Source organism: Microbacterium proteolyticum (genome assembly GCF_030818075.1).
Lineage (GTDB): Bacteria > Actinomycetota > Actinomycetes > Actinomycetales > Microbacteriaceae > Microbacterium > Microbacterium proteolyticum_A.
In genome coordinates, this window is record NZ_JAUSZZ010000001.1 from 3,563,359 (window position 1) to 3,584,252 (window position 20,894).

Annotated in this window: 17 protein-coding genes and 1 pseudogene; 7 read left to right on the forward strand and 11 right to left on the reverse strand. The window is 70.3% G+C overall.

Going from position 1 to position 20,894, the window contains the following annotated elements; all coding sequences use genetic code 11:
- The first annotated feature begins 54 nt into the window (after positions 1-54).
- Together QE392_RS16555 and QE392_RS16560 are read left to right on the forward strand one after the other, a co-directional pair.
- Positions 55-834 carry an alpha/beta hydrolase gene (locus tag QE392_RS16555; RefSeq protein WP_373426488.1) on the forward strand — a complete coding sequence of 260 codons (780 nt, stop codon included), beginning with the start codon at positions 55-57 and terminating at the stop codon, positions 832-834.
- A gap of 576 nt (positions 835-1,410) precedes the next feature.
- Positions 1,411-2,352 (forward strand): type IV toxin-antitoxin system AbiEi family antitoxin domain-containing protein, encoded by a 942-nt coding sequence (locus tag QE392_RS16560; protein ID WP_307453620.1) that lies wholly within the window; start codon positions 1,411-1,413, stop codon positions 2,350-2,352.
- Between the two features lie 182 nt (positions 2,353-2,534).
- On the opposite strand, the gene QE392_RS16565 is transcribed toward QE392_RS16560, so the two are convergent.
- The 3 genes from QE392_RS16565 to QE392_RS16575 are packed head-to-tail and all read right to left on the reverse strand — an operon-like array spanning position 2,535 to position 5,773.
- Positions 2,535-4,196: a tripartite tricarboxylate transporter permease gene (locus QE392_RS16565; protein ID WP_307453621.1), complete on the reverse strand. Its 1,662-nt coding sequence runs from the start codon at positions 4,194-4,196 to the stop codon at positions 2,535-2,537.
- 12 nt (positions 4,197-4,208) lie between these two features.
- Positions 4,209-4,760 (reverse strand): tripartite tricarboxylate transporter TctB family protein, encoded by a 552-nt coding sequence (locus tag QE392_RS16570; protein ID WP_307453622.1) that lies wholly within the window; start codon positions 4,758-4,760, stop codon positions 4,209-4,211.
- Positions 4,757-5,773, reverse strand: a complete 1,017-nt coding sequence (locus QE392_RS16575; protein WP_307453623.1) for a Bug family tripartite tricarboxylate transporter substrate binding protein — start codon at positions 5,771-5,773, stop codon at positions 4,757-4,759. The genes QE392_RS16570 and QE392_RS16575 overlap by 4 nt, the downstream gene beginning before the upstream one ends.
- Positions 5,774-5,940: 167 nt before the next feature.
- Here QE392_RS16575 and QE392_RS16580 point away from each other — a divergent pair, with 167 nt between their 5' ends.
- Both QE392_RS16580 and QE392_RS16585 read left to right on the forward strand, forming a co-directional pair.
- On the forward strand, positions 5,941-7,515 hold the full coding sequence (locus QE392_RS16580) for an ATP-binding protein (RefSeq protein WP_307453624.1): 1,575 nt from the start codon (positions 5,941-5,943) through the stop codon (positions 7,513-7,515).
- Entirely contained in the window at positions 7,515-8,192 is a 678-nt protein-coding gene (locus QE392_RS16585; RefSeq protein ID WP_307453626.1) for a response regulator, read from the forward strand. Before QE392_RS16580 ends, QE392_RS16585 begins: the two co-directional genes overlap by 1 nt.
- Positions 8,193-8,274: 82 nt before the next feature.
- On the opposite strand, the pseudogene QE392_RS16590 reads toward QE392_RS16585, so the two are convergent.
- The 8 genes and pseudogenes from QE392_RS16590 to QE392_RS16625 form a co-directional block, all read right to left on the reverse strand.
- Positions 8,275-9,382, reverse strand: a pseudogene (locus tag QE392_RS16590) (adenosine deaminase).
- A gap of 23 nt (positions 9,383-9,405) precedes the next feature.
- Positions 9,406-10,698: a thymidine phosphorylase gene (locus tag QE392_RS16595; protein ID WP_307453627.1), complete on the reverse strand. Its 1,293-nt coding sequence runs from the start codon at positions 10,696-10,698 to the stop codon at positions 9,406-9,408.
- Positions 10,695-11,096, reverse strand: coding sequence for a cytidine deaminase (locus QE392_RS16600; protein ID WP_055834370.1), 402 nt, complete (start codon positions 11,094-11,096; stop codon positions 10,695-10,697). Before QE392_RS16600 ends, QE392_RS16595 begins: the two co-directional genes overlap by 4 nt.
- A gap of 39 nt (positions 11,097-11,135) precedes the next feature.
- Positions 11,136-12,434 (reverse strand): ABC transporter permease, encoded by a 1,299-nt coding sequence (locus tag QE392_RS16605; RefSeq protein ID WP_307453628.1) that lies wholly within the window; start codon positions 12,432-12,434, stop codon positions 11,136-11,138.
- Positions 12,431-13,795 carry an ABC transporter permease gene (locus QE392_RS16610; protein ID WP_373426489.1) on the reverse strand — a complete coding sequence of 455 codons (1,365 nt, stop codon included), beginning with the start codon at positions 13,793-13,795 and terminating at the stop codon, positions 12,431-12,433. The genes QE392_RS16605 and QE392_RS16610 overlap by 4 nt, the downstream gene beginning before the upstream one ends.
- Positions 13,792-15,312, reverse strand: a complete 1,521-nt coding sequence (locus QE392_RS16615; protein ID WP_307453629.1) for an ABC transporter ATP-binding protein — start codon at positions 15,310-15,312, stop codon at positions 13,792-13,794. The genes QE392_RS16610 and QE392_RS16615 overlap by 4 nt, the downstream gene beginning before the upstream one ends.
- 155 nt (positions 15,313-15,467) lie before the next feature.
- Positions 15,468-16,574: a BMP family lipoprotein gene (locus tag QE392_RS16620; protein ID WP_307453630.1), complete on the reverse strand. Its 1,107-nt coding sequence runs from the start codon at positions 16,572-16,574 to the stop codon at positions 15,468-15,470.
- Positions 16,575-16,792: 218 nt separating this feature from the next.
- Entirely contained in the window at positions 16,793-17,911 is a 1,119-nt protein-coding gene (locus QE392_RS16625; RefSeq protein WP_307453631.1) for a mannose-1-phosphate guanylyltransferase, read from the reverse strand.
- Between the two features lie 213 nt (positions 17,912-18,124).
- Here QE392_RS16625 and sdhC point away from each other — a divergent pair, with 213 nt between their 5' ends.
- The 3 genes from sdhC to sdhA are packed head-to-tail and all read left to right on the forward strand — an operon-like array spanning position 18,125 to position 20,893.
- Positions 18,125-18,559: a succinate dehydrogenase, cytochrome b556 subunit gene (gene sdhC, locus QE392_RS16630; protein WP_013583715.1), complete on the forward strand. Its 435-nt coding sequence runs from the start codon at positions 18,125-18,127 to the stop codon at positions 18,557-18,559.
- Positions 18,559-19,017: a succinate dehydrogenase hydrophobic membrane anchor subunit gene (locus QE392_RS16635; RefSeq protein ID WP_108320626.1), complete on the forward strand. Its 459-nt coding sequence runs from the start codon at positions 18,559-18,561 to the stop codon at positions 19,015-19,017. Before sdhC ends, QE392_RS16635 begins: the two co-directional genes overlap by 1 nt.
- Positions 19,018-19,063: 46 nt before the next feature.
- Positions 19,064-20,893: a succinate dehydrogenase flavoprotein subunit gene (gene sdhA, locus QE392_RS16640; RefSeq protein ID WP_307453632.1), complete on the forward strand. Its 1,830-nt coding sequence runs from the start codon at positions 19,064-19,066 to the stop codon at positions 20,891-20,893.
- Position 20,894 lies beyond the last annotated feature (1 nt).

Sequence of the window (20,894 nt, forward strand, 5' to 3'; positions counted from 1 at the left end):
GGGTGGAGGGCCATCCGGGGCGGAGCGTCCGGCGGACGGCGTTACGCTCGAGAGGTGGCCCCTCGCGACATCCCCGCCGACAGCGCCTCCCCGCAACGGCGACGCCGCCGTCGCTGGCTGAGATGGACGCTCGGCGGCCTCGGCGCCCTGGTCGTTGTGCTGATCGCCGGCATCCTGATCTACACGCAGGTGGGCGTGATGGGGGCCGAGCCCGGTCCGCTCGCCGAGGCCGAGCAGAACCCCGGTCTGACGATCACCGACGGCGGAGCGGGCCTCGTCCTCTCCCCCACGGCCGGCGCGACCGGTCAGGGGCTGGTCTTCATCCCGGGCGCGAAGGTCGAGGCCGAGGGCTACATCGCGACCCTCGCCGACACCGTCGTCGACGACGGCGTCACCGTCGTCATCACGCGCCCGTGGCTCAACCTGGCGTTCTTCGATCCGCGCCCGCTGTCGACCTTCACCGACCTCGCCCCCGATGTCACGACCTGGGCCGTCGGCGGTCATTCCCTCGGCGGCGTCCGCGCGTGCCAGCTGGCGACGGATGCCGCTGCGCTCGTGTTGTTCGCCTCGTACTGCGCCAACGACCTCTCGGCATCCGGTCTGCCCGTGCTGAGCCTGTCGGGTTCGGAGGACGGGCTGTCGACGCCGCAGAAGATCGCGGATGCCAAGGACGAGCTGCCCGCGGACGCGACCTTCGTCGAGATCCCCGGCGCCTCGCACGCCTCGTTCGGCGCCTACGGCCCCCAGCCCGGCGACGGCACCCCCACTGCGGACCCCGCCGAAGTGGACCGCGCCATCGCCGAGGAGCTGGCCGGCTTCCTGCCGCGGCCGTAACGCGACCCTCGCCCGAGGGCCTCGGGTGGGTCGGCTCCGGGCCTGCCCGCGAGGCGGCGGTAGCGACCGGGCGACGTGCCGAACTCCGGAGAAATGCCCGGCTCGCATCGAGACCGCGGCGTTATGCGGCGCTGACGCCTCATTCCTCCGGAGTTGCGCACGCCGCGACGCCGAGCGACATCGTCGTGCCGAGCGGGGCGGACGGGCAGCCGCCGCGGGCCCGGACAGTGGCCGCCGCATCGCCCGCCCTCAGGCTGCAGCGCCGGGACACGGAGCTCAACGCCTCGCGTGCCGAACTCCGGAGAAATCACCGGCTCGCATCGAGACCGCGGCGATATGCGGCGCTGGTGCCCTGTTCCTCCGGAGTTGCGCACGCGGTGACGCCGGGCGACATGAGGGGCAGGCGCCGCGGAATCTCCGGAGTTCGGACCGGTCACACCGTGCGCCAGCGCGCCGCGGGGGCGGGGGTGCCGCGGGGCTCGACGGCGCCGAGACGACAAGCGCCACCCGGACGAGATATCCACAGTCTCGCCTCGCGCACCCTGCACAGGGGCCCGAGTGCGGCACCGTGAGTCGATGGCATCTCTGGCTCCTGCTTCCGACGGCCCCCTCATCGTGTGGACCACCGCGACGCTGCGAGAGGCGGGGATGACTCGCCGAGCGATCGGCGCGGCGGTCGAAAGCGGGGCGCTCCACCGTGTCCGACGCGGTCGATACCTCGCGGGCCAATCCCACCCCGACGTCATCGCCGCCGCCCGCTGCGGCGGTCGACTCGACTGCGTCAGCCTCGTGAGCCTGGTCGGCGTCTTCGTGCACCGGCGAGCGGGGCTGCACGTCCAGCAGGAGGAAGGAGCGAGCCGCCGCCCTGCTGCGCCGCCCGACGTGCGCTACCACTGGCGTTCGTCGACGGCGCCTCCCGACAGTGCCGTGACCGCCCTGATCGAGGCGCTCGCTCAGTCCGTTCGGTGTCAGGCACCGCGGTCTGCGGTTGCGACGCTCGACAGCGCGTGGCACCTCGGCTTCGTCGATGAGGACGGTCTCGGTCAAATCTTCGCGCGACTTCCGCGCCGCTATCAGGTGCTCCGCGGGCTCCTCGAGGGACGCAGCGAATCCGGGCCCGAGTCGCTCGTGCGTCTGCTCCTACGGACCTTGGGGTGCCACGTCGACGTGCAGGTGCGAATCGATGGCGTGGGACGGGTGGACTTCCTGGTTGATGGCTGGCTGATCGTGGAGTGTGACAGCGAACGGTTCCACGGCGACTGGCAGTCGCACAAACGCGACCGTCGACGGGACTCCGCGGCCCTCGAGCGCGGCTTCTGCACGGTGAGGTTGCTCGCGGAGGACATCCTCTACCGCCCCGACGCCGTCCGCGCGTCTCTCGAGCGCATCCTCGGTCGTGGGCGGCGTGCCGAACTCCGGAGAAGTCAGGCTGACGCGCGGCGAGCGCGGCGCGCACGGGCGCAGTCGGCCCTCTTCTCCGGAGTTCGGCCCACGAGCGTTGGCCGGCACAAAGCGTGAGGCCCCGCCGCCGGGAGCTCGGCCCACGAGCGCCGGCCCGCGCAGAGCGTGAGGCCCCGCCGCCGGGGCTCGGTCCGCGGGAGCTGCCGCGGCCGTGAGGCCCCACCCCCACACCCGCGCGTCCAGGACACGCCGCTGTCGGCGGCGGCGTGTCCTGGACGCTCAACGGTGAGACGCGCGAGTCACTCGCGCGGCGGCTCCCCACGTGCGGCGCGGGCCTTCTCGGCGGCGAGCTCGGCGCGAATGGTCTCGGTGCGCACGTCGGTGGGTCGCTCGCCCGGCTCCCACAGACGGTCGACGCCCGCCTGCGGGTGACCCTCGGTCGCGGCGAGCGACGCCTCGAGCGCCCGCTCGTAGCGGCTCTGGCGGCGCTTGAGCCACAGCCCCACCACGAGGAACACCGCCAGCACCACGTACGCCGACGCGGCGAACGGGTGCAGCACGAGGTCGGCGACGTTGCCCTGGCTCAGCTGCAGGGCCTTGCGCAGCTGCTGCTCCCCCATCGGCCCCAGGATGAGTCCGACGATGAGCGGTGCGATCGGGAAGCCGAACCGGCGCATGAAGTATCCCAGTGCCCCGACGATCAGCAGGATGACGATGTCGAGCGTCGAGAAGCTCACCGCGTAAGCACCGAGCACCGCGAAGGTGAGGATGCCGGCGTACAGGTACGGCCGCGGGATCTGCAGCACCTTCACCCACAGCCCCGCCAGCGGCAGGTTGAGCACGATGAGCAGCACGTTGCCGATGTACAGGCTCGCGATCAGCGCCCACACCAGGTCGCCCTGGTTCTGGAAGAGCTGGGGTCCGGGCTGGATGCCGTACGACTGGAAGGCCGTGATGATGATGGCCGCGGTGGCCGTCGTCGGAAGACCGAGGGTCAGAAGCGGCACGAGCACGCCCGCCGCCGCGGCGTTGTTCGCCGCCTCGGGTCCGGCGACGCCTTCGATCGCGCCGCGACCGAACTGCTCCTTGTTCTTCGACAGCTTCTTCTCGCTGGCGTAGGAGAGGAAGGTCGCCACGTCCGCACCGCCGGCGGGGATCGTGCCGATGGGGAAGCCGATGAAGGTGCCGCGCAGCCAGGGCTTCCAGGAACGACGCCAGTCCTCGCGCGTCATCCAGTTGCGCCAGCCGCGCGTGACCGGGATGACCGGGATCGGCCCGTGCCGCAAACGAGCCGCGACGTACAGCGTCTCGCCCACGGCGAAGAGACCGACGGCAACGAGCACGACGCTCACCCCGTCCGACAGCGCGAGCACGCCCATCGTGTACCGCGCCTGGCCGGTGGTCGCCTCGGTGCCGATCAGCCCGACGAGCAGGCCGATGCCGAGGGAGGCGAGGCCCCGCGCCGGCGACGAACCGAGCAGCGCGCCCACGGTGATGAAGGCGACGACGATCAGGGCGACGAAATCCGCGGGTGACAGATTCACCGCGAAGCGTGCCAGCAGCGGTGCGAACAGCGTCAGCAGCGCGGTGGCGATGGTTCCCGCGACAAACGATCCGATCGCCGCCGTCGCGAGGGCCGCGGCCCCGCGCCCGAGCTTGGCCATCTTGTTGCCCTCGATGGCAGTGATGACGGATGCCGACTCACCCGGCGTGTTCAACAGGATGCTGGTGGTCGAGCCGCCGTACATCCCGCCGTAGTAGATGCCCGCAAAGGTGATGATGGCCGCCGTCGGCGACAGCGAGTACGTCAGAGGCAGCAGGAGCGCCACGGTCATGGCGGGGCCGATGCCCGGCAGCACCCCGACCGCGGTTCCGATGATCACGCCGAGCAGCGCGAACAGCAGGTACTCCGGCTGCAGCGCGGTGGCGAAGCCCTCCATGAGGGAGTTCACTGAATCCATGTCGACGGTCTCCTAGCCGAACAGGGGTCCGGGGCCGTACCACCAGTCGAAGGCGGCCCCGCGGGGAAGGAAGAGGCCCAGGCCCTCACCGAAGAGGAGCTGGGTGCCGATGCCGATGCCGAGCCCGACCAGGAACGCCACCCAGGGGCGCTTCGCGCCGAGCGTCCACGCGACCCCGCCGAACAGGAGGGCGGCGACCATCCACCACCCGAGCAGTTCGAGCAGCAGCAGCACGGCGACCAGTAGTGCGACGAGCTTCAGGATCGTCCACCAGTCGGTCTTGGCATCCGGATCGATGTCCTCGCCCTCTTCGCGCGGCGCCACGCGGCCGCGGAGGGCCGAGACGACGAGCGCACCGCCGGAGCCGAGCAGGATGACGGCGACGGCGAAGGGGAACACCTGCGGGCCGATCGCCTGGCCCGCGGGGACGCGGATCGCGAAGGCGCCGACGAGCGCGAAGACGCCCAGGCCGAAGACGACGCCCGCGAAGATCGCGTTGCCGATGCGGTCGGCCCCCCACCGGGGGCGGGCGGTGTCCGCCCCCGGTGACGCGGTGGTCGTCACGAGATCAACCCGATGGTCTTCAGCGTGCCGGAGACGTCGACGATGTTCTCATCGACGAACGACGTGAACTCCTCGCCGGTCAGGAAGGCATCGGTCCAGCCGCGCTCCTCGAGCACGGTCTTCCACGCGTCGGACTCGTGCATCTCGGTGACCAGGGCGGTGAGGCCGGCGGCATCCGCTTCGCTGATCCCGCCGGGAGCGAGGAGCCCGCGCCAGTTGGTGTAGACGATGTCGAAGCCCTCGGAGGTCATCGTCGGGACGTCGGGCAGCAGCGTCGCCGCCTCCTCGCTCGACACGGCGAGGGCCCGCAGGTCGCCGGAGTCGACGTACTCGGCGAACTCGCCGACACCCGAGATGCCGGCCGCCGCGTTGTTGCCCAGCAACAGCGAGACCGCCTCGCCACCGCCCGCGTTGGGGACGTAGTTGAGCTTCTCGGTGACCTCGGCGCCCGTCAGCCCCGCCTCCTCCAGCAGGAGCCCGGCGAGGATGTGGTCGGCACCGCCGGCGGAGCCGCCGGTGATGGTGACGCCCTGTCCGTCGGCGACCACGGCGTCGACCAGGTCCTGCAGCGTCTGGTATTCGCTGGCCGCGGGGACCACGACGACGAGCGGCTCCTCGGTGAGGCGGGCGATGGGCGTCGTGTCTTCGATACGGTTCTCGGCGGCGTTCGTCTCGACGGCGCCGACCATCACCAGTCCCGTGACCATGAGCGTGTAGGGGTCGCGCTCATTCGCGAGGGAGGCGAGGCCGACCGTCCCGCCGGCACCGCCGACGTTGCTGACGGCGGCCGTGCCGACCAGGCCGTCGCCGGTCAGCACGTCGGAGACGGCGCGACCGGTCTGGTCCCAGCCGCCGCCGGGGTCGGCGGGGACGATGATGTTCACCGCGTCGATGGCCGCGGCGTCCTGCGACCCGGCCGCTCCCCCGGCGCCCGCACCCTGCGGGTTGCAGCCGGTGAGAGCCGCGAGCGAGAGCGCGGCGAGGGGGACGAGGGCGATGGTGGTGCGACGCATGCGCGCTACTCCTCTTCGAGTGCGGAAGGCACCGTCGCCTCCCAACTGTCCGCTCACCGTACGGACAGCACCGTCGCCCGTCGCGCTTGCGCAACTAACGTCGAGTTCGGCAACTATTGGTCGCGGACCGGCCTGCGCCCGACCGCCCTCGCGGGGGACAATGAAGCGTGGTCCGAGCACTGTCGCTGAGACTGCAGCTGTTGCTGCTGCAGGCGTTGATCGTGTGCGTCGTGACCCTCGGGGCGGGGATCGTCACCGTGTGGATCCAGGAGAGCGCGATCCGCGACTCCTACCGCGAACGCATGGTCGGGGTGGCCCTGTCGATCGCGCGGCTGCCCGTCATCGTCGAGGCGTTCGACGACCCCGACCCCTCTGCGACGATCCAGCCCGTGGCCGAGGTCATCCGCGACGCGTCCGCGTTGACCTATGTCGTCGTGACCGACCTCGACGGCATCCGCCTCTCGCACCCCAACCCCGACCGGATCGGTGAGGCCGTATCGACCGACCCGTCGATCCCCCTGTCGGGGCAGGTCTGGTCGGGCACCGAGACGGGCACGCTGGGCGTGTCGTACCGCGTGAAGGTCCCCGTCTTCGCGGATGCCGACGAGGAAGGCGCCGAGATCATCGGCTCCGTCTCGGTGGGGGTGCTGGAGTCCGAGCTCGCCGCCGACCTGCAGTCGCGGCTGCCGGGCCTTCTCCTGGCCTTCGGCGGCGCTGCCGTCGCGGGGGTGTTCGGGGCGGCGTGGGTCGCGGCCCTGATCCGCCGCCGCATCCTGGGACTCGAGCCCGACGAGATCGCCGACCTGGTGGGAGAGCGCGAGACGATGCTGCACCGCCTCAGCGAGGGCGTGATCCGCGTCGACCACCGCGGCGTCGTCGCCAGCGCGAACGACGCCGCCGAACGCCTGATCGGCCGCGGGCCCCTCGGGGGACGCCGCGCCGTCGACACGCTGGACGGGCCGCTCCTCCAGGTCATGGAGGACGGCGAGCCCGAGGGCCGCCTGGTCCTCGCGGGGGAACGCCCCGTCATCGCGCGCTCCACCGGGCTCCGCGACGATCGAGGCCGGGTCGTGGGCGGGACCCTGCTGCTGCGCGACCACAGCGAACTACATGAGGCGCTGCGCAGCATGGACGGCCAGCAGTCGCTCACCGAGGGTCTGCGCGCGCAGGCGCACGAGTTCGCCAACTCGCTGCACGTGGTGTCGGGGCTGCTCGAACTCGGCGCGTGGGACGACGCGCGCGAGTTCATCGCCCGCGTGCGTCCGGGCGGGCCGCTGGATCCGGGCCCCGACGCCGCGGCCCTGGGCAGCGAGCTGACCGCGCTGCTGTCGGTCAAGCTCGCCCGTGCGCGCGAGCTCGACGTGTCGCTCGAGGTCGCCGCCAACGGCACACCGCCACCGGAGTCCACGGGCGATCTCGTCACGGTGATCGGCAATCTCGTCGACAACGCGCTCGAGGCGTGCCGCCCGGGCGACACCCTGCGGGTGACGGTGGATGCCGAGGACTCCGCGGTGCGGGTCCGCGTCGACGACAGCGGCGCCGGTGTGCCCGAAGCCCTGCGCCCGCGCGTATTCGAGGAGGGCGTGAGCACCAAGGGTACGAACGCCCGGACCCGGGGCATCGGGCTCGCTCTCGTGCGACGGGTGGCGCGTCGCCGCGGTGGCGACGCGCGGGTCGAGAGCTCGCCGCTGGGCGGGGCGCGCTTCGACGTGGTGCTTCCCGCGGCGGAGCGGGTGTCGTGATGCTGCGCGTGCTCGTCGTCGACGACATCCCCGCCGTGGCGTCGCTGCACGGCCGCTTCGTGTCGGCGCATGCGGGGTGCGAGCTCGTCGGGACGGCAGGGAGCGGACCGGATGCCGTGGCCGCGGTGGCCGACCTGCACCCCGATCTCGTGCTGCTCGACGTGCACCTGCCGGGATTCTCGGGGCTCGACGCCCTCCGCAGCGTGCGCGCCGACGGCACCCTCGTGCAGCCGGAGGTGATCGCCGTGACGGCGGCGCGCGACGTCGACACCGTGCGCACGGCGCGGTTGATGGGCGTGCAGCACTACCTCGTGAAGCCGTTCACCGCCGGTGAGCTGCACGCGCGCATCGACGACGTCCTCGCCGACCGGCGGTCGTCGGCGGCGGTCTCGGGGTCTCTCGACCAGCAGAGCGTCGACGCGGTGATGCGACCCGTGACGCGACGCCCCCTGCCGAAGGGGCTGTCGCAACCGACGCTCGATCTGGTGCGCACCGCGCTGCGCGAGCTGGGGTCGGCCAGCGCCGCGGAGGTCGCCGACCACCTCGGGCTGTCGCGGGTGAGCTGCCGGCGCTACCTCGAGCACCTCGCCGACGACGGCGAGTGCGCGCGCAGCCTGGACTATTCCACCGCCGGCCGTCCGAGCACCCGGTACACGGTCGCCACCCCCGCGACCTGAGCGCCCACGACGCCCGGACGTCCGCCGGAACGGTTCGGGCGTCGTGAATGCTCAGACGACCAGCGCCGCACCCCCTCCCGGCTCAGCGCCGGAAGCCCTCCGCGATGATCTCGATGAGCTCTTCGCGCTCCTCCACCGGGAGGAACGCACCAGCGGCGGCGTTGAGCTGGAACGCCTCGAGGTCGTCGAGGTCGTAGTCGAACGCCTGGGCGAGAAGCCCCAGCTCGCGGGTGAGCGTCGTCGCGCTCATCAGGCGGTTGTCGACGTTCACGGTGACCGAGAAGTCGAGCTGGTAGAGCAGGTCGAACGGGTGGGCGTCCATCGTGTCGCCCCACGCCGTGACCGCCCCGCTCTGCAGGTTCGACGTCGGCGAGAGCTCCAGCGTGATCTCACGGTCGCGGACCCAGCGCGCCAGGTCGCCGAAAGTGACCTGCACCTCCTCGCCCTCGCGCGAGACGACGTCCAGGTCGTTGGCGATGCGCACACCGTGGCCGAGCCGCAGGGGCGCGCCCGTCGATGAGCGCGGAACGGATGGATGCCAGGCCCGCCCCCTCGCCGGCGTGCACGGTGGCGGGGAAGAACTGCTCGGCGAGATAGTCGAACGCGGCGCGGTGGCCCGACGGCAGGAAACCGTCCTCGGGTCCGGCCAAGTCGAATCCGACGACGCCGCGACCCCGCCACGACACGGCGAGCTCGGCGATGTCGCGGGCGTTGTCGTTGTGACGCAGCGCCGTCAGCAGCTGACCGACCCGGATGTCCTGACCGCGCGCGTCGGCGGCGTCCTCGCCCTCCTCGATGCCCTCCTGCACGGCATCCACGACCTCGTCGAGGCTCAGACCGCCGGTGAGGTGCTGCTCGGGTGCCCAGCGGACCTCGCCGTAGACCACGCCGTCGGCGGCGAGGTCTTCCACGAACTCCTTGGCGGTACGGACGAGCCCCTCGCGCGTCTGCATCACACCGACCGTCACCGAGAACTTCTCGAGGTAGTCCTCGAGCGACCCGCCGTCGATGTGGTCCGAGAACCACGCGCCGAGACCCTTCGCGTCGCTCGCGGGCAGGTCGAGGCCGACCTGGTCGGCGAGCTCGAGCACCGTCTGGGGGCGCAGCCCGCCGTCGAGGTGGTCGTGCAGCGAGACCTTGGGGAGGTCGCGGATCTTGCGGCCGCCGATGCGGACGTCGTCGGATGCCATGGTGTTCCTTTGCTGTGCGGCCATCACGCGGTGATGCGTTCGCGGACGAGGGCGGATGCCACGGGGGCGGCGTCGCCGATCTCCCAGGCGCCGTCGACCGCCCCGAGGGCGCGGTCGAAGCGGGCACCGTCGTCGGCCGAAAGCGTGAACAGCGGCTGACCGGCGGTCACCGTCTGGCCGACGGTGACGTGCAGGTCGATTCCCGCGGCGTGCACGACGGCGTCCTCCGCCCGCGCCCGGCCGGCGCCCAGGCGCCAGGCGCCGATGCCGAAGGGCAGCGCCTCGATGCGCGTGACCACGCCCGACCGTTCGGCGACGACCGTGTGGGTCTCGCGGGGAGTGGGGAGCGGGGCATCCGGATCGCCGTCCTGGGCGCGGATCATGCGCTTCCACACGTCCATCGCCCGGCCGTCGGCCAGCGCCGCCTCGACGTCGGCGTCGGGCTGCCCGGCGAGCGTGAGCATCTCGCGGGCGAGCGCGACGGTCAGCTCGACCACGTCGGCGGGGCCGCCGCCGGCGAGCACCTCGACCGACTCGCGCACCTCGTTCGCGTTGCCGATGGCGAGGCCCAGCGGGGTGTTCATGTCGGTCAGGAGCGCGGTGGTGTTCACGCCCGAGTCGGTGCCCAGGGCCACCATCGTGCGGGCGAGCTCGCGGGCGCGGTCGATGTCCTGCATGAAGGCGCCCGAGCCGAACTTGACGTCGAGCACGAGCGAGTCGGTGCCCTCGGCGATCTTCTTCGACATGATGCTCGAGGCGATCAGCGGGATGGCCTCGACGGTGCCGGTGACGTCGCGCAGCGCGTACAGCTTCTTGTCCGCGGGCGCGAGGCCCGTTCCCGCCGCGCAGATGACCGCGCCGACATCGGCGAGCTGGGCCAGGATCTCGTCGTTCGACAGCGCCGCGCGCCAGCCGGGAATCGACTCGAGCTTGTCGAGGGTGCCGCCCGTGTGGCCGAGACCCCGGCCCGACAGCTGCGGGACCGCGACGCCGAAGGAGGCCACGAGAGGCGCCAGCGGCAGGGTGATCTTGTCGCCGACGCCGCCGGTGGAGTGCTTGTCGACGGTGGGCTTGCCGAGCGAGGCGAAATCCATCCGCTCGCCCGAGGCGATCATGGCATCCGTCATCACGCGGATCTCGTCGCGTTCCATCCCCCGCAGCAGCACGGCCATGGCGAAGGACGCCATCTGCGCGTCGGAGACGTAGCCCTTCGTGTAGTGCTCGATGAGCCAACGCAGCGCCGACTCCGAGACCGCTCCCCCGTCGCGCTTGGTGCGGATGACCTCGACCGCGTCGTGCGGGTGCACGGTGGTCATCGAGCGGCCTCCTCGAGCTCGCGCGGACCGAAGGCGTCGGGCAGCACTTCGTCGATGGTCCGGATGCCGCTGACCGTCTCGAGCAGCATGCCCGGGATCGCGTGCTCGAACAGCAGCTGACGGCATCGCCCGCACGGCATGAGCGTGCGGCCTTCGCCGTCGACGCAGACGAACGCGACGAGCTGTCCCCCGCCCGACATGTGCAGCTCCGACACCAGTCCGCATTCGGCGCAGAGTGTCACCCCGTACGAGGCGTTCTCGACGTTGCATCCCGAGACGATGCGGCCGTCGGCGACGAGCGCTGCGGCGCCCACCTTGAAGCGGGAGTAGGGCGCGTAGGCGCGGTGCATGGCATCCGTCGCGGCGGAACGGAGTTCGTCCCAGTCGATGTCGGTCATCGTGGAGTGAGGAGTCCTCTCAGGAAGGGAAGGGCCGGGTCAGCCCTTGATATATGGTGTGCCCGCCGCCGCCGGTCCGCGGACCTTTCCGACGAGGCCGGCGACCGCGAAGATCGTCACCACGTACGGCAGCATCAGCATGAACTCGCTGGGCACGGGCGAGCCGATGACGCCGAGGGTGTTCTGCAGGTTCGAGGCGAAGCCGAAGAGCAGGGCGGCCAGAGTGGCGCGAACCGGGTCCCACTGCCCGAAGATGACCGCTGCCAGGGCGATGTAGCCGGCACCGGCCGTCATCTCCTTGTTGAACGCGCCGACGGAGCCGAGCGTGAAGAACGCGCCGCCGAGGCCCGCGATCGCGCCACCCAGCGAGACGTTCCAGAAGCGGGTCTTGGCGATGTTGATGCCGACGGTGTCGGCGGCCTGCGGGTGCTCACCGACCGCGCGGAGCCGCAGACCCCACCGGGTGTGGAACAGGCCCACGTAGACCAGCGCGACGGTGACGTACATCAGGTAGACGATGACGGTCTGATTGAACAGCATGGGCCCGATGATCGGGATGTCGGCCAGGAACGGGATGGGCACGCGGGGGAACCGCGGCGGGGAGTTGAGGGTCGCCGCATTCGGTGCCAGCAGCTGCGAGAAGAAGAAGCTGGTGAGCCCCACGACGAGCACGTTCAGCACCACGCCGACGATGACCTGGTCGACGAAGTACTTGATCGCGAAGGCGGCGAGCACGAACGACACCAGCACGCCCGAGACACCGGCGGCGAGGAGCCCGACGAAGGGGTTGCCCGTGGCGGTCGCGACGACCGCCGAGGTGAAGGCGCCGGCGAGCAGCTGACCCTCGATGGCGATGTTGACGACGCCGACGCGCTCGCTCAGCACGCCCGCCATCGCGCCGAAGATCAGCGGGACCGACAGGCTCAGGCCACCCGCGAGCAGACCCGTCAACGGGATCACCGAGGTAGTGGCCCCGGCCGCGGCCCACGTGAGGAAGCCCACCATGAACACGAGCGCGAAGATCACGGCCAGCCACAGCGGCGGGCGGCGGTGGGCGCGCACGAGCAGAACGCTCGCGACGGTGATCAGGGCGAGCAGGACGGCGCAGACCGCCCCCGTCACGGCGCCGCCGAGCACGACCTCGGGCAGTTGCAGGAACTCCCCCGGGCTCGAGATGCGGAAGACCGCGTCGCCGTCCTGACGCGCGACGACGAAGAGGACCACGGCGAGCAGCGTGATCACGCCGTAGACGATCGGCGCCTTCCAGCTGAGGACAACGGTCTTGTCGAGCGCGTCCGGCTGCGGCGATGCCTCGTGTCGCTGAGCGGTCGTACTCACGCGGCCGTCTCCTTCTTCTTGGGGGCGCGGGCCTTCGCCGAGCGCGCACCCGGCGCGGGCAGACGGAAGATCGCACGGACGAGCGGCGGGGCGGCGATGAACAGCACGATGAGCGACTGGACGACCAGCACGATGTCGATCGGCACGCCGTTGGCGGCCTGCATGGCGAAGCCGCCGGCCTTGAACGCCCCGAACAGGGTGCCGGCCACCAGCACGCCCACCGGGGTGGAACGCCCGAGCAGCGCCACGGTGATGGCGTCGAAGCCGATGCCCGCGTCGATGCCGCTGGAGAAGCCGGTGGTCACGGTGCCGAGCACCTGGTCGACACCGGCCAGCCCGATGAGCGCGCCGGAGATGAGCATCGCCGTCACGTACATCGACTTGACGTTGATGCCGGCCACGCGCGCCGCGTTGGGGTTGAGGCCGACCGCGCGGAAGCGGAAGCCCAGCGAGGAACGCTCCAGGATCCACCACACCAGGGCGACCGCGGCGAGCGACAGCAGGAAGCCGAAGTGCAGGTTGTACGCCGGCCCGAACAGGTCGGGGAACACGGCGGTGTCCTTCATCGCGGGCGTCGTCGGGTTGTTCGACCCGGGAGCCTGCAGCAGCCCCGGCGTGCGCAGCAGGTAGTACACCAGGTAGAAGGCGACGTAGTTGAGCATGATCGTGACGATCACCTCGTGTGCGCCGGTGCGCGCCTTGAGCAGGCCCGCGATCCCCGCCCACAGGGCTCCGGCCACGACGCCCGCGACGAGCGCGACGATCATGTGCAGGCCCCACGGCAGGTCGAACGCGAACGCGACGTAGCCACCCGCTGCGGCGGCGACGAGCATCTGCCCGCGACCGCCGATGTTGAACATCCCGACTCGGAACGCCAGCGCGACACCGAGCCCGGCGGCGATCAGGGGCGTCGCGAACGTCAACGTCTCGGTGAGCGGCCGGATGCCGGTGGCGAACTCGGGGCGGCGGAAGTTGTAGATCGCTCCCTGGAAGAACGACGCGTACGCACCCGAGACCGACTGCCAGATGGCGACGAAGGTGTCGCCGGGTCGGGCGAAGAAGTAGCCCGCGGCCGCCTGGACGTTCTCGTCGGTCGCAGCGATCATGATCGCGCCGACGACGAGGGCGAGGATCACCGCGAGAACGGAGATGATCGCGTTGCCCGTCGCGATCTCCCGCAGCGCGCGGCGCCAGCGGTCCTCATCCGGCGCGGGCGCCGGCGCGACGATGCGCGCCCCCGCGGCGGGGTCGACCTTCGACCCGCCCTCGAGGGCGACGTCGGCCCGCGTGGCATCGGTGACTTCGGCGGCGCGATCCGCGCGCGAGATGTTCGGGTCGTGCGGGCTGTGGGGATCGCTCACGCGGCGACTCCTTCGTTCTGGGGCGCTTCGCCGGCCATCATGAGGCCCAGCACGTCGCGCGAGGTGTCGCCGGGGACGATGCCGACGACCCGGCCCCGGTACATCACCATGATCCGGTCGGCGAGCGCGGTGACCTCGTCGAGCTCGGTCGAGACGACGATGACCGGGACGCCTGCGTCGCGGGTCTCGACGACGCGCTTGTGGATGAACTCGATCGAGCCCACGTCGACGCCGCGAGTGGGCTGGGCGGCGACGAAGAGTCGAAGGTCGCGGCTCAGCTCGCGGGCGAGCACCACCTTCTGCTGGTTACCCCCCGAGAGGCGTCCGACGGGCGTCTCGATGGAGGGGGTGCGCACGTCGAACTCGGCGACCTTGTCGCGAGCGAAGGCTGCGAGCGTGCTCAGCTGCAGTGCGCCGCTCTTGACGAAGGGCGCGCCGTCCGCCCGGTCGAGCATGAGGTTCTCCGCGATCGAGAACTCCCCCACCAGGCCGTCCTCCTTGCGGTCCTCGGGGACGAACCCGACGCCGGCGTCCAGCACCGCGCGCACCGACGACCCGTTCAGTTCCGTCCCGTCGAGCACGATCGAGCCCTCCACGCGTTCCTGCAGACCCACCAACGCCTCGGTGAGCTCGGTCTGACCGTTGCCCTGCACGCCGGCGATCGCGAGCACTTCCCCGCGACGCACGTCGAAGCTGACGTCGTTGACGACGACCTGGCCGATCGCGTCGACGACCGTCAGCCCGGTGACCGACAGCCCCACCTCGCCGAGGGTGGGCGCATCCTTCTGCACGGTGAGTTCGACCGCACGGCCGACCATGAGCGAAGCGAGCTCGGCGTTCGATGCGGTGGGCTCGGCTTCGCCGACCACCTTGCCCAGACGGATGACGGTGATGCGGTCCGCGACCTCGCGGACCTCGCGCAGCTTGTGCGTGATGAAGACGATGGAGGTGCCGGCGGCCTTGAGCTGGCGCATGATCGCCATGAGCTCGTCGGTCTCCTGCGGGGTCAGCACGGCGGTCGGCTCGTCGAAGACGAGCACCTTCGCATCGCGCGAGAGCGCCTTGATGATCTCGACGCGCTGCTGCACGCCGACCGGCAGGTCGTCGACGAGCGCGTCGGGGTCGACGTCGAACCCGAAGCGGTCGGAGATCTCCCTCACCTTCGCCCGCGCGGCGTTCAGGTCGAGCCGCCCCCCGAAGGTGGTGGGCTCGTGGCCGAGCATGACGTTCTCGGCGACGGTGAAGACGGGGATGAGCATGAAGTGCTGATGGACCATGCCGATGCCCGCACGCATCGCATCGCCCGGACCGGCGAAGTGCTGCACCGTGTCGTTCAGCAGGATCTCGCCGCCGTCGGCCTGATAGAGGCCGTAGAGCACGTTCATCAGGGTCGACTTGCCGGCACCGTTCTCACCGAGCAGGCAGTGGATCTCGCCCGCCTCCACCGTGAGGTCGATGTGGTCGTTCGCCACCAGGGATCCGAAGGTTTTCGTGATCCCGCGGAGTTCGAGCTTCATGTTCCCGATCCTAAGTTCTCGACGCCCGACGCGGCAGGCGTCCGGCGGGACGGGCCGCTTCGCGAGCGGACCCGATCACGGGCGGGCTGATCATCACCGCCCATAAAGGCAGGGGAGGCCGGCAACCGCCGACCTCCCCCGAGGTGGTGCCGAGATCAGCCGGCGAGGTAGGACTCGACGGCGATCGAGCCGTCGATGATCTGCGTCTTGAGCTCGTCGATCTTGCTCGTCAGGTCGGCGGGAACCCGGTCGGACCAGTCGTGGTACGGCGCGAGGCCCACGCCCTCGTTCTCGAGGGTGCCGACGAAGGGAGCCGCGTCGAACTCGCCGTTGCCGGCGGCGACGATGGCGTCCTTCGTGCCGACGTCGATGCCCTTGAGGATCGAGGTCAGCAGCAGGTCGCCCACGGTGGGGTCGGTCTCGAACACGTCGGCGTCGACACCGACGAGGGCGATCTCACGACCGGCGTCGCGGATGGCGACCGCGGCCGACTGGTAGATCGGGCCGCCGACGGGCAGCAGGACGTCGACGTTCTGGTCGATGAGCGCCTGCGCGGTCTGACGCGCGGTGTCGTTGGCCTCGAAACCGCCGGTGAACGAGCCGTCCTGCGCCGCACGGTCCCAGCCGACCACGCGCACGCTGGTGCCGTTGTCGGTGTTGTACTTCTCGACGCCCTGCGCGAAGCCGTCCATGAAGATGCTCACGGTCGGGATGTTGAGACCGCCGAAGGTGCCGACGACGCCGGTCTGCGAGGTGCCCGCGGCGAGGTAGCCGGCGAGGTAGGCCGCCTGAGCGGTGTCGAAGATGATCGGCTTGATGTTGGGAGCGTCGGTCTGGCCGTCGAAGTCGCTGTCGACGGTGTCGTCGATCGAGACGTACTCGACATCCGCGTTGGCCGTGGCCGACTCGAGTGCGGCGGGCGCGAGAAGGAAGCCGACCGTGACGATCGTGTCGCAGCCCTGGTCGACGAGGTTCTGGAGGTTGGAGGCGTAGTCGGTCTCGGCCTGCGACTCGACCTCGATCGGGGTCTGCGAGCCGAGCTCCGCAGCGGCCTCGTCGACGCCCTCCTTGCCGAGCTGGTTGAACGACTTGTCGTCGAAGCCACCGGCGTCCGACACCATGCAGGGCAGGTAGTCGCTGGCGCCGGATGCGGCACCGCCCGACGCGCCGGTGCCCTCGGGCGCTGCACCGCAACCGGCGAGCAGCACGGTGGCGCCGATCATGGCGAGGCCGCTGATGACGGCCTTCTTCGTGGTCTTCACGAATGATCCTCCAAGACGGATGCCCCCAACGGGTTCGGGGGACGATCCCGTCACGTTACCTACTGTGACGGCGCCCCCACGACCGGTGCCGTGCCATACGCAGCAATGGTTACAAAGCCGCAATCTCGTTTACACGCCGGCAATCCCACGTCACGTCGATGCCACGTCGGGAGAAACCGGATGCCGCATTCCCCGGCACCCGGTCTCACTCGCCAGGCTCAGAGGACGTCGCCGCGACCGGTGAGCTTCAACGCATCGACGACACCCTTGACGCGCTGGGCGTTCTCGGTCGTGGTGACCAGGAGGGCGTCGGGGGTGTCGACCACGACGATGTCGCGCACGCCGATGAGGCTGATGACGCGCTTGGTCTGCGAGACGACGATGCCGCTGGAGGCGTCGGAGAGCACGCGGGCGTCCTCGCCGAGGATGGCGAGCTCGTTGCGCCCCCCGCCGGAGTTGAGCTTCGACAGGCTCGCGAAGTCTCCCACGTCGTCCCAGTCGAAGTGCCCGGGAATGACGGCGAGACGGCCCTTCTCGGCAGCCGGCTCGGCGACCGAGTAATCGATGGCGATCTTCTTCAGACCCGGCCAGATGCGGTCGACCGCGGGGCCGCGACGGTCGCGGTCGTCCCAGGCCTCGGCGAGCTCGATCAGCCCGGCATGCAGCTCCGGCTCGTTCACGGCGAGCTCGGCGAGCAGCACGTCGGCGCGGGTGATGAACATGCCGGCGTTCCAGAGATAGGACCGGTCGGCGAAGTACTGCTTGGCCGTGTCGAGGTCGGGCTTCTCCACGAATCGCTCGACCATGTAGGCCTCGGGAGCGCCGTCGACGATGAGCTCGCCGGACTGCTTGATGTAGCCGAAGCCCACCGAGGGCTCGGCCGGCTGGATGCCGATGGTGCAGATGTATCCCTCGCGCGCCACGGCCGCCGCCTGGCGCACCGCGAACTCGAACTGCCGCGTCTGACGGATGACGTGGTCGGCCGCGAACGAACCGATGATCACGTCGGGCTCGCGGCGCACCAGGATGGCCGCCGCGAGGCCGATGGCCGCCGACGAGTCGCGCGGCTCGGACTCGAGGAAGACGTTGTGATCGGGCACGCCCGGCAGCTCGCGCTCGACGGCGGCCCGGTGGGCGCGACCCGTCACGACGGCGATGCGCCCCTCGCCGGAGAGCGGGGCGAGCCGGTCCCACGTGTCGCGCAGCAGCGTCTGCCCCGAGCCGGTGAGATCGTGGAGGAACTTGGGGGCGTCCGCCCGCGAAAGCGGCCAGAGGCGGCTGCCGATCCCCCCGGCGGGGATCACGGCGTAGAAGTCGTCGATAGCGGGATCAGCCATGGGACCGACCCTACTGGTCGCGGCGGCGTCCGCCTGGATTCGAGCCCTCACCGCGGCAGGACACGACGGCATCCGGATATCTCGATATCGAGAGAGTCTTAGGCCGCCCTAATCCCTGCCGTTCATAGGCCGGACGTAGTATTCAAAGGCGCCCGTGTGACGCTCGGGGCCCGTGCGGGTCCCCAACACCGTGTTCGATCAGGGAGGACGACCGTGTCAGCACCAGCACGCGCCACACCGTCGGTGAAAGAGACGACGTCGAAGAGGCCGCGCGGCACGCTCTACCGCGGTCGCGAGGGAATGTGGTCGTGGGTCCTGCACCGCATCACCGGTGTGGCGATCTTCTTCTTCCTCCTCGTGCACATCCTGGACACGGCTCTCATCCGCGTCTCCCCCGAGGCGTACGACGCCGTCATCGGCACCTACAAGAACCCGATCATGGGTCTCGGCGAGGTGGCCCTGGTCGGCGCCATCGCTTATCACGCGTTCAACGGCCTGCGCATCATCCTCGTCGACTTCTGGCCGTGGGCCACGCGTCACCAGCGTCAGCTGTGGTGGGGCGTCCTCGGGCTCTGGGTGGTCACGATGCTCGGCTTCACCCCCCGCCACCTGATCAACGTCTTCAGCGCCGTCACCGGGAGCCACTGATGTCCGTCGCCCAAGAAGCCGCAACCATCCCCGCCCCCCGCACGCCCAGCGTGCGCAAGAAGGGCTCCAATCTCGAGAAGTGGGGCTGGATCTACATGCGCGCCTCCGGCGTGCTGCTGATCGTCCTCATCTTCGGGCACCTGTTCGTCAACCTGATGACGGGCGACGGCATCCACCAGATCGACTTCGCGTTCGTCGCGGGCAAGCTCGCTTCGCCCTTCTGGCAGTGGTGGGACGTGCTGATGCTGTGGCTCGCCCTCATCCACGGCGCCAACGGCATGCGCACGATCGTGAACGACTACGTCACGAACGCGAAGATCCGCACGATCCTCGTCGGCTCGCTGTGGGTCTCGGCCGGATTCCTGATCCTCCTCGGCACCCTCGTCGTCTTCACGTTCGACCCCTGCCTCGGTGTCACCGAGAGCAGCTCCCTGTGGGACGTGTGCCAGGCGGCGTGAGCCGGCGGCATCCCTTCCTTCCCCTGACAGCAGAGGTATCGCACACGTGAGCACTCAGACTTCCTCGGACTCGATCGTCAAGGACGGCGTCCACTACCACCAGTTCGACGTGGTCATCGTCGGCGCCGGCGGTGCGGGCATGCGCGCGGCCATCGAGGCCGGTCCCGGCGCGAAGACCGCCGTCATCTCCAAGCTCTACCCCACCCGCTCGCACACCGGTGCGGCGCAGGGCGGCATGGCGGCGGCGCTCGCCAACGTCGAAGAGGACTCGTGGGAGTGGCACACCTTCGACACCATCAAGGGCGGCGACTACCTCGTCGACCAGGATGCCGCGGAGATCCTCGCCAAAGAGGCGATCGACGCCGTCATCGACCTCGAGAACATGGGCCTGCCGTTCAACCGCACGCCCGAGGGCAAGATCGACCAGCGCCGCTTCGGCGGCCACACGGCCGATCACGGCAAGACCCCCGTGCGCCGCGCGTGCTACGCCGCCGACCGTACGGGTCACATGATCCTGCAGACGCTGTTCCAGAACTGCGTCAAGCTCGGCATCAACTTCTTCAACGAGTTCTACGTGCTCGACCTCATCACGGTGAAGGATGCCGCGGGCAAGACGCAGGTCGCCGGCGTCGTCGCCTACGACCTCGCCACCGGCGAGCTGCACGTGTTCCAGTCGAAGGCCGTCGTCTTCGCGACCGGCGGCTTCGGCAAGATCTTCAAGACCACCTCGAACGCCCACACCCTCACCGGTGACGGCGTCGGCATCGTGTGGCGCAAGGGTCTGCCGCTGGAGGACATGGAGTTCTTCCAGTTCCACCCCACCGGGCTCGCGGGTCTCGGCATCCTGCTCACCGAGGGTGCCCGCGGTGAGGGCGCGATCCTGCGCAACGCCAGCGGTGAGCGCTTCATGGAGCGCTACGCCCCCACCATCAAGGACCTCGCGCCCCGCGACATCGTCGCCCGCTGCATGGTGCAGGAGGTGGCCGAGGGCCGCGGCGCCGGCCCCCACCGCGACTACGTGCTGCTGGACTGCACGCACCTGGGCGCCGAGGTTCTCGAGACCAAGCTCCCCGACATCACCGAATTCGCGCGCACCTACCTCGGTGTCGACCCGGTCGTCGAGCCGGTGCCCGTCATGCCGACCGCGCACTACGCGATGGGCGGCATCCCCACCAACATCAAGGCCGAGGTGCTCGCCGACAACGACACCGTCGTTCCGGGCCTCTACGCCGCCGGCGAGTGCGCGTGCGTTTCGGTGCACGGCTCCAACCGCCTCGGCACCAACTCGCTGCTCGACATCAACGTCTTCGGCAAGCGCGCCGGCCGCAACGCCGTCGAGTACGTCAAGACGGCCGACTTCGTGCCGCTGCCCGAAGACCCCGCCGCCGAGGTGCGCGGCCTCATCGAGGGCCTGCGCAACAACAGCGGCACCGAGCGCATCGCGGTGCTGCGCAAGACCCTGCAGGACGAGATGGACAAGGGCGCGCAGGTGTTCCGCACGCACGAGTCCCTCGCCCACGTCATGGATGTGATCGCCGACCTGCGAGAGCGCTACAAGAACATCCACGTCGACGACAAGGGCAAGCGGTTCAACACCGACCTGCTCGAGGCCGTCGAACTCGGCTTCCTGCTCGACCTCGCCGAGGTCGTCGTCTACTCGGCGCAGAACCGCGAAGAGAGCCGTGGCGGTCACATGCGCGACGACTTCCCCACGCGCGACGACGAGAAGTACATGCAGCACACCATGGCGTACCTGTCGGGAGACCCCCACTCGTCGCACCCGGCCGATCACATCGAGCTCGGCTGGAAGCCCGTGGTCTTCACCAAGAACGAGGCGGGCGAATTGCGCTACCCGCCGCTGGAGAGGAAGTACTGAG

Bases quoted from the DNA above. Each gene is read 5' to 3' on its own strand.
- QE392_RS16560 (WP_307453620.1), top strand. From the start codon at position 1,411: ATGGCATCTCTGGCTCCTGCTTCCGACGGCCCCCTCATCGTGTGGACC.
- QE392_RS16565 (WP_307453621.1), bottom strand. From the start codon at position 4,196: ATGGATTCAGTGAACTCCCTCATGGAGGGCTTCGCCACCGCGCTGCAG.
- QE392_RS16575 (WP_307453623.1), bottom strand. From the start codon at position 5,773: ATGCGTCGCACCACCATCGCCCTCGTCCCCCTCGCCGCGCTCTCGCTC.
- QE392_RS16585 (WP_307453626.1), top strand. From the start codon at position 7,515: ATGCTGCGCGTGCTCGTCGTCGACGACATCCCCGCCGTGGCGTCGCTG.
- QE392_RS16595 (WP_307453627.1), bottom strand. From the start codon at position 10,698: ATGACCACCGTGCACCCGCACGACGCGGTCGAGGTCATCCGCACCAAG.
- QE392_RS16600 (WP_055834370.1), bottom strand. From the start codon at position 11,096: ATGACCGACATCGACTGGGACGAACTCCGTTCCGCCGCGACGGATGCC.
- QE392_RS16615 (WP_307453629.1), bottom strand. From the start codon at position 15,312: ATGAAGCTCGAACTCCGCGGGATCACGAAAACCTTCGGATCCCTGGTG.
- QE392_RS16625 (WP_307453631.1), bottom strand. From the start codon at position 17,911: ATGGCTGATCCCGCTATCGACGACTTCTACGCCGTGATCCCCGCCGGG.
- QE392_RS16635 (WP_108320626.1), top strand. From the start codon at position 18,559: ATGTCCGTCGCCCAAGAAGCCGCAACCATCCCCGCCCCCCGCACGCCC.